The organism is Stenotrophomonas sp. YJH_SMC_80 (genome assembly GCF_059372495.1).
The window spans coordinates 377,033-390,878 of sequence record NZ_JCAFVP010000002.1 but is presented as its reverse complement, the minus strand read 5'-3'; the positions used below and the strand labels follow the sequence as shown (position 1 = coordinate 390,878).

The 13,846-nt window shown below is 67.6% G+C and carries 11 protein-coding genes and 2 tRNA genes; 2 read left to right on the top strand and 11 right to left on the bottom strand.

Features of this window, described 5'->3' with window-relative positions:
• Position 1: 1 nt before the first annotated feature.
• From pgaA to AC5P99_RS04785, 7 genes are all read right to left on the bottom strand, one after another.
• The gene (gene pgaA, locus AC5P99_RS04815; RefSeq protein ID WP_049451681.1) at positions 2-2,029 is read right to left on the bottom strand and encodes a poly-beta-1,6 N-acetyl-D-glucosamine export porin PgaA; all 2,028 of its coding nucleotides are present in this window, start codon (positions 2,027-2,029) and stop codon (positions 2-4) included.
• 332 nt (positions 2,030-2,361) lie between these two features.
• Positions 2,362-3,567: a CynX/NimT family MFS transporter gene (locus AC5P99_RS04810; protein WP_005413997.1), complete on the bottom strand. Its 1,206-nt coding sequence runs from the start codon at positions 3,565-3,567 to the stop codon at positions 2,362-2,364.
• Between the two features lie 222 nt (positions 3,568-3,789).
• Positions 3,790-3,866 (bottom strand) — tRNA-Pro (locus AC5P99_RS04805).
• A 140-nt stretch (positions 3,867-4,006) separates the two neighbouring features.
• Positions 4,007-4,083 (bottom strand) — tRNA-Pro (locus AC5P99_RS04800).
• Positions 4,084-4,138: 55 nt separating this feature from the next.
• Positions 4,139-4,255 (bottom strand): cytochrome bd-I oxidase subunit CydX, encoded by a 117-nt coding sequence (gene cydX / locus AC5P99_RS04795; RefSeq protein ID WP_005410354.1) that lies wholly within the window; start codon positions 4,253-4,255, stop codon positions 4,139-4,141.
• Between the two features lie 58 nt (positions 4,256-4,313).
• Positions 4,314-5,465 (bottom strand): cytochrome d ubiquinol oxidase subunit II, encoded by a 1,152-nt coding sequence (cydB, locus tag AC5P99_RS04790; protein ID WP_005410353.1) that lies wholly within the window; start codon positions 5,463-5,465, stop codon positions 4,314-4,316.
• A 15-nt stretch (positions 5,466-5,480) separates the two neighbouring features.
• A complete protein-coding gene (locus AC5P99_RS04785; RefSeq protein WP_005410352.1) occupies positions 5,481-7,070 on the bottom strand; it encodes a cytochrome ubiquinol oxidase subunit I in 1,590 nt (529 codons plus the stop codon).
• A 228-nt stretch (positions 7,071-7,298) separates the two neighbouring features.
• Between AC5P99_RS04785 and cydD the strand changes: the two genes are divergently transcribed.
• Both cydD and cydC read left to right on the top strand, forming a co-directional pair.
• The gene (cydD, locus tag AC5P99_RS04780; RefSeq protein WP_043035342.1) at positions 7,299-9,044 is read left to right on the top strand and encodes a thiol reductant ABC exporter subunit CydD; all 1,746 of its coding nucleotides are present in this window, start codon (positions 7,299-7,301) and stop codon (positions 9,042-9,044) included.
• On the top strand, positions 9,041-10,714 hold the full coding sequence (gene cydC, locus AC5P99_RS04775) for a thiol reductant ABC exporter subunit CydC (RefSeq protein ID WP_495212922.1): 1,674 nt from the start codon (positions 9,041-9,043) through the stop codon (positions 10,712-10,714). Before cydD ends, cydC begins: the two co-directional genes overlap by 4 nt.
• Positions 10,715-10,806: 92 nt before the next feature.
• On the opposite strand, the gene AC5P99_RS04770 is transcribed toward cydC, so the two are convergent.
• The 4 genes from AC5P99_RS04770 to AC5P99_RS04755 all read right to left on the bottom strand — a co-directional run bounded on the left by AC5P99_RS04770 (position 10,807) and on the right by AC5P99_RS04755 (position 13,844).
• Positions 10,807-11,151: a DUF1294 domain-containing protein gene (locus tag AC5P99_RS04770; RefSeq protein ID WP_005413994.1), complete on the bottom strand. Its 345-nt coding sequence runs from the start codon at positions 11,149-11,151 to the stop codon at positions 10,807-10,809.
• On the bottom strand, positions 11,151-12,263 hold the full coding sequence (gene metX / locus AC5P99_RS04765) for a homoserine O-acetyltransferase MetX (protein ID WP_005413993.1): 1,113 nt from the start codon (positions 12,261-12,263) through the stop codon (positions 11,151-11,153). The genes AC5P99_RS04770 and metX overlap by 1 nt, the downstream gene beginning before the upstream one ends.
• Positions 12,264-12,411: 148 nt before the next feature.
• Complete coding sequence (locus AC5P99_RS04760) at positions 12,412-13,401, bottom strand: tetratricopeptide repeat protein (RefSeq protein WP_169448334.1); 990 nt, start codon at positions 13,399-13,401, stop codon at positions 12,412-12,414.
• Positions 13,395-13,844 carry a cytochrome c-type biogenesis protein gene (locus tag AC5P99_RS04755; protein ID WP_099606086.1) on the bottom strand — a complete coding sequence of 150 codons (450 nt, stop codon included), beginning with the start codon at positions 13,842-13,844 and terminating at the stop codon, positions 13,395-13,397. Before AC5P99_RS04755 ends, AC5P99_RS04760 begins: the two co-directional genes overlap by 7 nt.
• Between the last annotated feature and the right edge of the window lie 2 nt (positions 13,845-13,846).

The following is a 13,846-nucleotide window of genomic DNA, read 5'->3' as shown; positions in this document are numbered from 1 at the left end:
GTCACTCTCCCCAGCGCAGTGCGGCTTCGAAGCCGATATGACGCTCGCGGTGGCCGTCGTAGACCGGCCGCGACCAGCGCACGCCGTACTCGAACACGCGGCCCTGGCCCAGCTGCCATTCGTGCATGTAGGACACCGAAGGGACCAGAGCGCTGCCGAAGCCGTCCTGCCAGTAGTCACCCAGCGAGACCGTCAGGCGGTGCCGGAAGTGGCGCTCGTAGTGCCGCCACAGCTGCTGGTCGATGCGCAGCCCGATCTCGACCATGCGGTCGCGCTTCGGGTTGAAGTAGGGCGCGTCGTCGCGGCTGCCCCGGCTGGTGTAGGCACTGGCCAGGCCGTCGATCAACCAGCGCGGGCGGGTCAGCAGGCGCTGTTCGATGCTGGTGCTGAACAGCTCGCGGTGGTTGCCGTCGTCGTAGCGGAAGCGGCTGGCGCCGAACATCCAGTGGGTCAGCTCGCTGCGCCGGTAGTCGACCTGCGCGCTCACGCTGTCAGCGCTGATGCCCGCCACGCGCGCCTGCATCGAGGCTTCCGGGTCATTGCGTGCGGCCACCAGCCCGGCATGCCAGTAATCGTTGAACTGCCAACCCACGCCGATGCGCAGGCCGGTATCGCCAATGTGGTCGTTGGCGCGCAGTACCGCCGCTTCCGCATCCAGCTGGCCAAAGCGGTAGCGTACGCCCGCGCCCAGCCACAGCGGGTCGATGCGCTGGTCCTGGAAGTCGACCGAGCGCCTGTCGGCGAAGGCGAACAACCGCCAGCGGTCGTCGAGCACCGGTGTCTGCACTTCGATGCCGTAGTGACGGTCGTTGTTGCCCAGCGGCGAGGTGCCGCCACCGCCGGAGCTGCGACCAATGTCGGTCCATGCCTTCAGCTGCCAACCGCGATGCGCCCGCCAGGCCTGGTCCATGCGTTCGACGGCGGGTTGGGTCGGGTAGCGTGCGACAAGATCGTCGTGCAGTGGCCTTGCCAGGTCATCGCGCTGCAGGGCGACGTAGGCCTCCTCCATGCCCAGCCGCGGCTCTATGTCGCGAGGGTCCAGCGCATGTGCCATCTGCTGGCGCTGCAGTGCCATGCGTGGCCATCCGCGCATCATGTACACGCTGCCCAGCGCGCTCTGCAGGCCGCCGTTGCCCGGTGCGATGTCGACCATCGATTCCAGGTCGTGCTGTGCGGTGCGCAGGTCGCCGCTGTAGGCGCGTACCATCGCCAGATTCAGGTCGGCCTCGTAACGTGACCAGTTCGCGTACGGTGACTTGCCGTTGCTCCAGCGCCACGCCGGCTCCTTGTCACGCCAGGCCTGCAGCAGGTCGATCGCCTTTTCCTGCTGCTCGCTCTCAAGGTAGGCATAGGCCAGTTCCGAATGCGAGGCATCGCGTGTCGGGTCGCCGGCCACTGCCGCCTGCAGCACCGGTATGGCTTCTTCCGGATGCAGGGTGCCCATCAGCGAATCGCCGACCGCAGGCAGCACATAGTCGGGCAGGGCATGGCCTTCGGCCTGCAGTGCGCGGGCTTCCTCGCGCACCTGCGCATGGCGGCCCAGCCGGTTGAGCAGGATCAGCCGGTCCATGCGGACGCGAAGCGGCGCCTGCGCGGGCGGGGTGCCCTCGCTGCCCAGGTAGCGCTGCATGCGCGCCAGGGTCGATTCGGCTTCTTCCAGGCGGCTGTCTTCGCTGCTGCTGTAGGCCAGGCTCCAGACCACAAGCTTGGCCAGGTAGTCGCCTTCGATGCGTTGCTTCTGTGCAGCGTCGAACAGTTGCGGGCGCTGCTGGTACAGCTCCCAGGCGCGCCAGGCGTTGCCGATGTCGCCCAGGGTCAGTACGCGCAGCTTGAACAGCAGGTCGTCGTTGGGTTGCTCTTGGCTGGCGCGCTCGATCGCGCCGAGGGCATCCAGCCAGCGGGCCTGGTCGCGGTAGCGGCCGATCTCGGCCAGGGCCGCCTCGCGGTCAGGCGGGGCAGCGCTGCTGGCCCAGGCCAGGGCGGTACAGGCAAGGCCGACGCAGAGCGCCAGCCGGCGGTGGACAACCATTGGGGACCCCCTTGGCTTCCGAACCAGACAACCTGAGAAATGTGACGCACATCACATGCCAGCTTTTGGCGTGGCCGTGGCCCGCGTCACTCCCTTCGTGCATTCCCGTCCAGCAAGGACGGATACAAACCCGGACAGCGACCTGCAATGTCTTGTCTGAAACGAGAGTCCCCCGCACACCGAATGGCGGCCTGGGCGGCGCTGCCGCCCCCATGCCCGATGCCGGCACGCGGCAAGGATGGGCATTCGTGGGCACTATCCGCCCGGAATTGTCAGCCCGGTGTCAAAATGCGCAGACGGGCTGACGAGCGGTAGGTAGGGCCGGTTGCGGCTTACCAGAGGTCTTCCAGCTTGCGCGGCTTGCAGGCCACCCAGGAGGCGCACAGCATCAGGGTGGCGCAGCCGAACAGGAAGCTGAACGGGAGCGTCCAGCCGTTGCTGACCGTATGCAGCCAGCCGACCAGGAACGGCCCCAGACAGCTGAAGCTGTAACCCACGCCCTGCATGAAGCCGGACAGTGCCGCCGAGCCGGTGGGGGTGCGCGTGCGCAGGTTGATCAGGGTCAGCGCCAGCGGGAAGGTGGATGGACCGACGCCGAGCAGGCACGCCCACAGCAGGGGGGCCTTCATCGGTGCCAGCAGCAGGCCGGTGAAGGCGATCACGAACGAGAAGAAGCCGATCAGCACCAGCGGGAACGGGTTCTGCATGCGAACTGCCATGGATGGAATGACCAGCGACGGCAGCAGCCCGAGCGCCGAGAACACCGCCACCATCACGCCACCAAAGGCCGGTGTGCCGCCGGCCTCGACCACGATGCGTGGCAGCCAGGTGAACATCGAATAGGTCATCAGCGAAGTCATGCCGAACATCAGCGTCATGCTCCAGCCCAGTGAGGTGCGCCAGACTTTCCCATGCGGCTGTGCGGCCGGGTCGGTGGCATCTGCCTGCGGCTTCGGTGCGCGCCTGGCCAGAACCAGCCACGGCAGTGCGGCAGCCAGTGCCAGCAGTGCCCACATGCCCAGCGACACGCGCCAGCCAGCGGCGTTGGCCATCGGTACCGCGAGCAATGCGGGCAGCATGGTGCCCAGCTGCAGCACGCTGATGTAGAGCGTGCTCATGGTGCCGACCTTGTTGGCGAAGTAGCGCTTTACCAGCGGCGGCACCACCACGTTGCCGATGCCCATGCCGGCCAGTGCCAGCACCGAACCGAGCAGCAGCGTGCCGACGTTGCCGGCACTGGAGCGCAGCAGCAGGCCGGCCATCGCCATCACCATCGCCAGCAGCGTGGTGCGCTCCAGGCCCAGGCGCCGCGCCAGCGCCGGCGTGGCCACACCGAACAGCGCGAACGAGGCGGTCGGCAGCATGCCCAGCACGCCGGTCATGGTGGTGCCGAAGCCGAACTGCTGGCCGAGTACGTCGAGCAGCGGGGTGATCGAGGTGACCGCCGTGCGCAGGTTGACCGCTGCCAGCAGGATCGCGGCAAACGCGAGGACACGACCGTGCAGCAGCGACGGCGAATCGGAAGTGGAGGAACTCATCGGTGGTCCTTGCAGGTGTCGCATGCCGCGGAAATGGCATGCAGCGCCGGCATCGGTCTACGCCGAAGCGGCAGGTGGAGGTGGGGGCTGCTGGCGGGCCGGCAGCGCGGCCATTGTACGTGCGGGCTCCGGCAAGGTCCCGTCATGCGGGCGGCCAGGTGCCTGATACAAAAAAACCCGGAGGACAGTGATGTCTTCCAGGCTTCTTGGTGACCACCGAAGTGGTCGGGGAGACAGGATTCGAACCTGCGACCTCTACGTCCCGAACGTAGCGCTCTACCAGACTGAGCTACACCCCGAAGGGAGCCGCCTATTCTAGCGATTCACCCCGATGGCGGCAAGGGGTGAATGCTGTTTTCTTCACACTGCCGAAGCAGTGCCACTTCAGGGAACAAAAAAGCCTGGACGACTTCACCAGGCTTCAATGCGACCACCGAAGTGGTCGGGGAGACAGGATTCGAACCTGCGACCTCTACGTCCCGAACGTAGCGCTCTACCAGACTGAGCTACACCCCGAAGGAGCCGCCTAAGATACCGTGTGAAGGCCAAGGCGGCAAGGCTTTTTTACAGCTCAGCGACGATTTTCCTTCTCGATGCGGTTCTGCTCGCGGGCTTCGAACCACATGCCGTTGAGGATGGCCACCGTCGAGGCGAGGCCGGCACCGAGAATCCAGGCGAAATACCACATGATCAGTCTCCTTCATTCCGGGTAGGTGCCGACCGTTGGTCGGCACACGTGCAAGCAATCAATACGCGTTCGGGTTGTTGCCCATCTCTTCGGTGGTGGTCTTGCCCTTCAGCACGCGGTACACCCAGGTGGTGTAGGCGAGGATGATCGGCAGGAACACCGCCGTGGCCAGCAGCATGATCCACAGGGTCAGGTGGCTGGACGAGGCGTCCCACACGGTCAGGCTGGAGGTGGGCTGGCTCGAGGACGGCAGCAGGAACGGGAAGATCGCAAAGCCGACGGTCAGGATGATGCCGGCGATGGCGGCCCCGGAGGCGATGAAGGCCAAGCCGCCGCGACGGGCCCGCAGCAGTACCGCACTGGCCAGCAGTCCGGCCAGGCCCAGCAGCGGCGCCAGGATCGTGGCCGGCATGGCGCTGTAGTTGCGCATCCAGCCACCGGCGGCGCCGAGTTCGGCGGTCTTCAGCAGCGGATTGGTGGCGCCGTCGGTGACCACCTGCGAGGTGATCTGGTAACCCGGCAGGCCGAAGGCCACCCAGGCACCGCCCACCGCGAACAGCACGAAGGCGATGATCGCGGCGATGCTGCCGAAACGGGCCGCACGTTCGGCCACCGGGCCGTCGGTCTTCAGCACCAGCATGGCGGCACCGTGGGCGACCAGCATCGACACGCTGAGCAGGCCGGCCAGCAGCGCGAAGGGCATCAGCAGGCCGAAGAACGAGCCGGTGTAGAAGATGCGCATGCTGTCATCGAAGTGGAACGGCACGCCCAGCACCACGTTGCCCACCGCCACGCCCATGATCAGCGCCGGGATGAAGCCACCGATGAACAGCGCCCAGTCCCAGGTGTTGCGCCAGCGCTCGCTGGGCATCTTGCTGCGGAACTTGAAGCCGACCGGTCGCAGGATCAGCGCGAACAGGATCACGAACATCGCCAGGTAGAACCCGGAGAAGCTGACCGCGTAGAGCGGCGGCCATGCGGCGAAGATCGCGCCGCCGCCCAGGATCAGCCACACCTGGTTGCCTTCCCATACCGGACCGATGGTATTGATCACCAGCCGGCGCTCAGCGTCGTTGCGGGCGACGAAGGGCAGCAGGGTGCCCACGCCCAGGTCGAAACCATCCATCACGGCGAAACCGATCAGCAGGATGCCGAGCAGCAGCCACCAGATCACGCGCAGCGTGGTGTAGTCCAGAAGAATGAAATCCATCTTGGTTCTCCTGCCTCAGGCCTGGCCGGCGGCCGGCGCCGAGGCATTGTGGGAAGCATGCGGCTGGGGCGACTGCAGTGACGGCAGCACCTCGTCCGGACCCTTGCGGATCGCCTTGAGCATCAGCTTGATCTCGACCACGATCAGCGCGGTGTAGATGGCAGTGAAGCCGGCCAGGGTCAGCACGATTTCATGCAGGGCCAGCCCCGATGCTGCATAGAAGGTCGGCAGCACGCCATCGACCGCCCACGGCTGGCGACCATACTCGGCCACGAACCAGCCGCACTCGATCGCGATCCACGGTGCCGGCAGCGTCCACAGGGCCAGCTTGAGGAACCAGCGCTTGTCCTGGAAATTGTTGCGGCAGGAGTAGTAGAAGGCCAGGGCGAAGAAAGCGATGAGGTAGAAGCCGAGGCCGGCCATCACGCGGAAGGTCCAGAACAACGGCATCACGCGAGGCACCGTGTCCATCGCCGCCTGCGAGATTTCCTGCGGGGTGGCGTTGAGGATGTCATCGCGATAGCGCTTGAGCAGCAGGCCGTGGCCCAGGTCCTGCCAGTGACGGTCGAACATCTCGCGCGCTTCAACGTCGTTCTTGTTGGCGCGCAGGCGTTCCAATGCACCGTAGGCCAGCTGGCCGCCACGCACGCGGTGTTCGGCGCGCTCGACCAGTTCCAGGATGCCGGGAATCGGCTGGTTCAACGAGCGGGTGGCGATCAGGCCCATCAGGTAGGGGATCTTCACCGCGTAGTCGTTCTGGTGGGTCTCCTGGTTGGGGATGCCGAAGGCGGTGAAGTCGGCCGGTGCACGCTCGGTCTCCCACATCGCTTCGATCGCGGCCAGCTTCATCTTCTGGTGTTCGCTGGCGGCGTAACCGCTCTCGTCACCCAGCACGACCACCGACAGCGATGACAGCAGGCCGAACGCCGCGGCCACCGCAAACGAACGGCGGGCCAGGTCCTTGTGCTTGTTGCGCAGCAGGAACAACGCGCTGATCGCCATCACGAACACCGCACCGGTCACGTAGCCGGCGCTGACGGTGTGCACGAACTTGGCCTGCGCCACCGGGTTGAACACCACCGCCATGAAGTCGACCACTTCCATGCGCATGGTTTCCGGGTTGAACACCGCACCGGTCGGGTTCTGCATCCAGCCATTGGCCACCAGGATCCAGATCGCCGACAGGTTGGTCCCCAGCGCCATCAGCCAGGTCACCATCAGGTGCTTGACCTTGCTCAGGCGGTTCCAGCCGAAGAAGAACAGGCCGACGAAGGTGGCTTCCAGGAAGAACGCCATCAGGCCTTCGATCGCCAGTGGCGCACCGAAGATGTCACCCACGTAGTGGCTGTAGTAGGACCAGTTCATGCCGAACTGGAATTCCATGACGATGCCGGTGGCAACGCCCATGGCGAAGTTGATGCCGAACAGGACGCCCCAGAACAGGGTCATCCTGCGCCAGATCTCCTTGCCGGTCATCACATACACGCTCTCCATGATGGCCACCATGAAGGACAGGCCGAGGGTGAGCGGTACGAATAGGAAGTGGTACATCGCGGTCAGCGCGAATTGCAGCCGCGACAGTTCTACGACTGTCTGATCAATCATGGCCTGGCTACCTCGTTGGATAGTGCCGTTGCAGGTGGCGGGAAGGGTGGTCTACGACGTGAATGATGTGACCGACTACTTCAAACAGCCTTGATCCAGATCAATGTATGAACAGGTGCCCCGGTTGATCGTATGCCAACCTGATGAAGACTGCGACCGCCGGCCGCAGGGGCGGGCTATTGCCTGCGCCTACAATGCCGTGTCTCCCCCGTTGCCCGTGAAGACCTCTTGAGCGCTGCCGAAACGACCCCTGACGGCCTGTCCCCGGAAGCTGAAACCGCCCGCCAGCGGCGTGTGCGCACGGCCTGGCTGGCCGACCTGGCACGCTCCGCCCGGGGCCGCCAGCGCCTGGCCGCGCTGTGCATCAGCCTGTCCGGCGCACTGTTGATCGGCCAGGCTGCCGCCATCGCCTGGCTGGTGCAGCAGGTGCTGGTGGAGCGCGTGCCGCTGGCCTCTGGCCTGCCGGTGCTGGCGGGATTGGCGGTGATCCTGGTGCTGCGCACCCTGCTGGGCAGCGCCACCCAGGCCGCCGCCGGTGACGTGGCCGACGCCGCGCGCCTGGCATTGCGCGAACGCGTGTTCGCACGCCTGCTGGGCCACGGCCCACTGTGGCTGCGGCAGCGCCGCACCGGCGAACTGGGCGAACTGATGCTGCATCACGGTGATGCGATCGAGAGCTATTACAGCGGCTTCCTGCCGGTGCGCACTGAAGTGGTGGTGGTGCCGCTGCTGATCCTGGCCGCGGTGGCCTGGGTGGACTGGGTGGTGGCGCTGATCCTGCTGTTCACCGCGCCACTGGTGCCGTTTTTCATGATGCTGGTGGGCTGGGGCGCCGAAGCGGCCGGCCGTGCGCAGCTGGGTGAGCTGGCACGCATGAGCGGCCATTTCGCCGACCGCATCAAGGGCCTGGGCCTGCTACGCCTGTATGGCCGCGGTGACGCCGAGCTGGAGGGTATCGAGGCTGCCGCTGAAGGCGTGCGCGTGCGCACGCTGAAGGTGCTGCGGATTGCCTTCCTGTCGTCCACGGTGCTGGAATTCTTCGCCTCGGTGAGCGTGGCGATGGTGGCGCTGTACCTGGGCCTGAGCTATCTGGGCATGATGTCGCTGCATGCAGCGGTGCCGACGCTGGGTGCGGGGCTGTTCTGCCTGCTGCTGGCACCGGAATTCTATGCGCCGCTGCGACGGCTGGCCGCGCACTACCATGATCGCGCCAATGCACTGGCCGCCGCCGCCGAAGTGGAGCGCCTGCTGCAGTCGCTGCCCGATGAGCAGGGCCTGGTCGAGAACGAGGTTGCACCGCTGGCGGTGGAGCCGGCCGAGGCCGCGTTGCCGCCGCTGCAGGCACAAGGGCTGGTGCTGCGCCCGCTGGGCGCGCCGCAGGATGTGCTGCGGGATCTGGACCTGCGGCTGGAGCCGGGCCAGCGCCTGGCCCTGGTTGGTCCCAGCGGTTCCGGTAAAAGCACCCTGCTGGAAGCGCTGGCCGGCTGGCTGCCGCCGCGCGCCGGCAAGCTGCAGCTGCGTCCCGGTGTGCAGGTGGCCTATGCCAGCCAGCGCCCCTACCTGTTCCACGGCAGCATCGCCGACAACCTGCGGCTGGCCGATCCGGGTGCCAGCGATGCGCGTCTTCGTGCGGTGGCCGAGGCCGCGCAGGTGCTGCAGTTCGCACAGCGCCTGCCACAGGGCCTGGACACGGTGATCGGCGAACGTGGCTTCGGCCTGTCCGGCGGCGAAGCCCGTCGTATCGGCCTGGCCCGGTTGTTGCTGCGCGACCCGCAGGTCCTGTTGCTGGACGAACCCACCGCGTTTCTCGACGCCGATACCGAGGCCGCACTGCTGCGCAGCCTGGCTGCCTATGCGCGGGGCCGCAGTGTGGTGGTCGCCACCCACAGCCCGGCGGTGATCGCCTGGGCCGACCGCTGCCTGCTGCTGCCGGAAGGGCGCCTGGTCGAACCGGCACAGGCGGTGCGCGCATGAGCCGTTCGCCTGATTCGCTGCGCGCGGTGTTCCTGCGCCATCGGCCGCGCCTGCTGCTGACCGTGCTGCTGCTGTGGACCACCATGCTGGCCGGCACCGCATTGCTTGGCCTGTCCGGTGGCTTCCTCACCGCCGCCGCGTTGGCTGGCGCGGCCGGCCTCGGCCAAGGCTTCAACTTCTTCTCACCGTCCGCGGGTATACGCGGGCTGACGATGGCGCGCATCGTGTCGCGCTATTTCGAGAAGCTGGTCGGCCACGACGCCACGCTGCGCATCGCCCGCGACCTGCGCGTGTGGTTCTTCCGCCGCGCGTTGCCGCTGGCACCCGCACGATTGGGGGCTACGCGCACCGGCGACCTTCTGGCGCGCCTGCTCGGCGACATCGGTGAAGTGGACGGCCTGCTGGTGCGTGCGATCGGGCCGCTGGTGGCGTTGGGCGGATTGTCGCTGGTCGCGATCGTTTCGGCGGCACTGATCCTGCCGTCGGCTGCGGTGCTGCTGGCGGTGCTGGCGCTGCTGATCGCCTTCGGCGTGCCGTGGCTGGGCGTGCGTGGCCATGACGACGAAGAGGCCGACCGTGCCGCGCATCGTGCCGCATTGCGCACCGCGGCCTTTGAAGGGTTGGAAGGTGCGGGTGACCTGGCCGCGCTGCATGCCGATGCAGCGTGGCAGCTGAGGGTACGCGTAGCTGCCAAGCAGCTGGCATCGCGTGACCGCCGCCGCCGCTGGCGCCTGATCGCGGCCTCGACCCTGCACGGCCTGGTGGCGGGGCTGGGCCTGGTGGCGATGCTGGCGTTGGCCCTGCACGCGGCCGAGCAGCAGCGCATCGCACCGGAAATGGCCGCAGGTTTGGTGTTCCTGACCGTGGCGTTGGTCGAGCTGTGGGCCGGCATGGGCCTGGCCTGGCAGTCGCTGCAGTCCGGGCGCATTGCCGCCGATCGCCTGCAGGCGATCGTCGAGCAAGCGCCGACGGTGGACGATCCGCAGGCGCCACAGGTGGTGCCGCCGGCTGCGCGCGTGCATTGGGATGACGTGCATTTCCAGTGGCCAGGCGGCGCGCGGCCGGTGTTGTCCGGCCTGCAGCTGACCCTGGCGCCAAGCGAACGCATCGCGATTCGCGGCGACAGCGGCAGTGGGAAGACCACGCTGTCGAGCCTGCTGCTGCGGCTGTGGGATCCGCAGCAGGGACGGCTGACCTACGGTGGCCGCGACCTGCGTGATTTCGCCCAGGCCGACTGGCACCGGCAACTGGCGTGGCTGCCGCAGAACGCGCCGGTGTTTGCCGGCAGCGTGGCCGAGAACCTGCGGTTGGGTGATCCCGATGCCAGCGACGCCGCCTTGTGGGCGGTGCTGCGCCGCGTGCGCCTGGGCGAATGGGCCGAGCGCAACGGCGGCCTGCAGGCCTGGGTGGGCGAGAACGGCGCGACGATGTCGGCCGGGCAGGCGCGGCGGTTGGCGTTGGCCCGTGCACTGCTGCGCAATGCGCCGATCCTGCTGCTGGACGAACCGACCGAAGGCCTCGACGTGGATACCGCACGTGCGTTGCTGCAGGACCTTTCCGGTTTGCTGGACGGGCGCAGCCTGTTGATGATCACCCACGACGACCTGCCCGAAGGCGTGGTCGATGCGCAGTACCGGTTGCGCGACGGGGCTCTGGTCCGCGAAGCGTGAACCGGTAGTGCCGGCCGCTGGCCGGCAACCTCATGGCGCTTGATGCGGACACGGAATTGCCGGCCAGCGGCCGGCACTACCGATTGCGAGGGTTACCGCGAGAACTCGCGCAGCATCACCGCGATCGAGGCCACGTTGGCCAGCACGCACAACCAGAACACCCACTGGAATGCGGCCTTGCGGTGCTTGTGTCGGAACAGCGCCTGGCCCAGCAGCGCGCCCGGCCAGCCACCGGCAAAGGCCAGCAGTTGCAGGGTGCGTTCGGGAATGCGCCATTGCTTTCGCTGCGCCGCGCGCTTGTCCTGGCCGTACAGCGCGAACGAAACCGCGCTGGCCAGCATGCACCAACCGCCCAGCCACAGCGGCAGCACACCGCTGACCATCAGCGCGATCAACGCGCCGAACGCGGCGAGCGCCAGGTTGCGCCGCCAAGCCACTACAGCGCGTCGAGGAAGCCGCGCACGGCGGGGCCGAAACGATCGAAGTCGACCAGGAAGGCGTCGTGACCCTGCGGTGACTCCAATCCGATGAAATGGGCGTCAGCGCCTCCGGCACGCAGGCCATCGGCGACCTGCTGCTGCTGCTGCACCGGGAACAGGATGTCGGTGTTGGCGCCGATGGCCAGCGCCTTCTCCACCCGGATCTTCGCCAGCCCGGCCAGCACATCGCCATCGGCGTACTCGGCCAGGTCGAACCAGTCCATCGAGCGGCTCAGGTACAGATAGCAGTTGGGGTCGAAGAAACGCACGAAGCGCCGTGCGTGGCCTTCCAGGTAACTTTCCACCTGGAATTCGAGGCCGAACGGATCGTCGTCGGTCTGGTCCGAATCCAGCCGCACGCGGCCAAAGCGGCCATCCCATTCCAGTGCCGAACGGTAGGTGATCACGCCCAGCTTGCGCGCCATGCGCATGCCGGACTCGGGATACGCGTCGTCGTCGTAGTGGCCACCATTCCAGCGTGGATCAAGGCGGATCGCTTCGCGCTGCAGCGAGCGGATCGCGATGGAGAACGGCAGCGCCTGCGCACTGCCGGAAATGTTGACGTGGCTGCGCGCGATGCCCGGGTGCAGCATCAGCACGGCCAGCGCGGTCATGCCGCCCATCGAATTGCCGACCACGCAGGCCAGCTGTTCGATGCCCAGGGCGCGCACGACTTCGATCGCGGCGCGCGCGCCGTCTTCGATCGACAGCTCGGGGAAGTCGAGACGATACGGTTGGCCGGTGGCCGGGTTGAGCGAGGCCGGACCGGTCGAGCCCTTGCAGCTGCCCAGCGAGTTCACGCAGACCACGAACCAGCGGTCGGTATCGATCGCCTTGCCGGGTCCGACCATGCCTTCCCACCAGCCCGCTGCCGGGTTGGCGTCGTTGGCTGCCGCATGTGCATCCGGCGAGAGGCCGGTCACGATCAGGATCGCGTTGCTGGCGTCGGCCGCCAGTGTTCCCCAGGTTTCATAGGCCACCCGCGCGCCGTGCAGGGCGCCGCCGCGCTTGAACGGGAAGGGCGAGGGCAGGGCGTGGAAGCGGGTGCCGGGCGGGATGAATTCGGTCATGCAGGCATTCTAGCGGGGCCGCATGTGGAGCTGGCGACACGCTGGTTTCCATCGGCGATGCAGGTAGTGCCGGCCGCTGGCCGGCAACCTCATGAATCCTGATGCGCCTGCGTGGTTGCCGGCCAGCGGCCGGCACTACCGCGGCGCGCTACGGGAAGCGCAGCTCCACAACACCGTCGTGGGGCAGGCTCACCTTCACCGGTACGCTCTGCAGGTCATCCTCGCTGCGGTTGGCGCTGCCGGTGCGCGAGATGCGTGCCAGCACTTCCACTTCGCGATGGGCCGACAGCGGTGCGGTTGGCATCGGGCTGTCAGCGTCACCCAGCCCGACCGTGGCCGGGAATCCGGCCAAGGGCAGCTTGCGTGCGGCCACCGGCATCGGCGGTCCACCCACGGCGCGGGCCAGCACGAATACCTGGGTGCTGGCCGGCCACTCGGTGCCCTTCAACGCAGGCAACTGCACGCGCACCTGCAACAGCGCCGGTGGCGCCGCAACGGCTGCATCGGACGGCTGACCGGCGGCTTCACGGGCGATGGCGATCTGCGCCTGCAGCGCCTGCGCGGCGCCGGGCTCAAGCCGTGGCAGCAGGCCGCTCCACACATCTGCGGCCTCGGCATTCTTTCCGCGCTGGCGCAGGGCGATACCCAGCAGCCAGCTGGCACGCTCGGCATCGGGCGCCAGCGCACGCGCCTGCTGCAGCCAGGCCATCGCCGTGTCATCGAACTGCTTGCCGGCATCGGCCTGCGCACGTGCCTGCGCCGCTTCCACCAGCACGCCGGGGTCTTCCGGGGCGAGAGTGGCGGCCCGCGCGAACGCGTCCGCCGCGGCTGCGGCATTGCCCAGTTCGGCTTGCGACCGGCCCAGCAGCGCCCAGCCATCGGCCCGCTGTGGGTCACGCTTCAGTGCATCCTGCAGGGCCTGCACGCCATCGCGCAGGGTGGCTACCGAAGGCGTCGGTTGCACCTGTGCTGCACGCGGATCACCGACCAGCAGATACAGGCAGGCACCGGCCACGCCCAGTGCGAACACGCCGACCACGAAACCGCGGCGGCCAGAGTGGCGCAGCGGCCACAGCACCAGCACTGCCATCAACGCAGCAACCAGACCGGCCAGCACCGGCAGCCAATGGCTCACCAGCCGTCTCCTTCATCGGCCTTGCCGGCCGCTGCGGCGCCAACCGTGCGGCCACGGCGGCGGACGATGCCGAGCACCACCAGAGCACCCGCACCGAGCATCAGCAGGGGGCCGCCCCAGAGCAGCCAGGTGCCCGGCTGCAACGGTGGCTGATAGAGCACGAACTCACCGTAGCGCGCGACCAGGAACTGCTTGATCTGCGCGTCGTCGTGGCCCTGCTGCATCAGCTGCAGCACCTCGCGGCGCAGGTCCTGCGCGATCTGCGCGTTGGAATCGGCCAGCGACTGGTTCTGGCACTGCACGCAGCGCAGCTGCGCGGCCAGGTCGTGGAAGCGGCGTTCTTCGGCGCCATCGCGGAACTGCAGCGGCTGCGGATCATGCAGCGGCTGCTGTGCCAGCGCGGCCAGCGGCGGCATCAGGAGCAGCAGCGCCAGCAGCCAGCGCATGG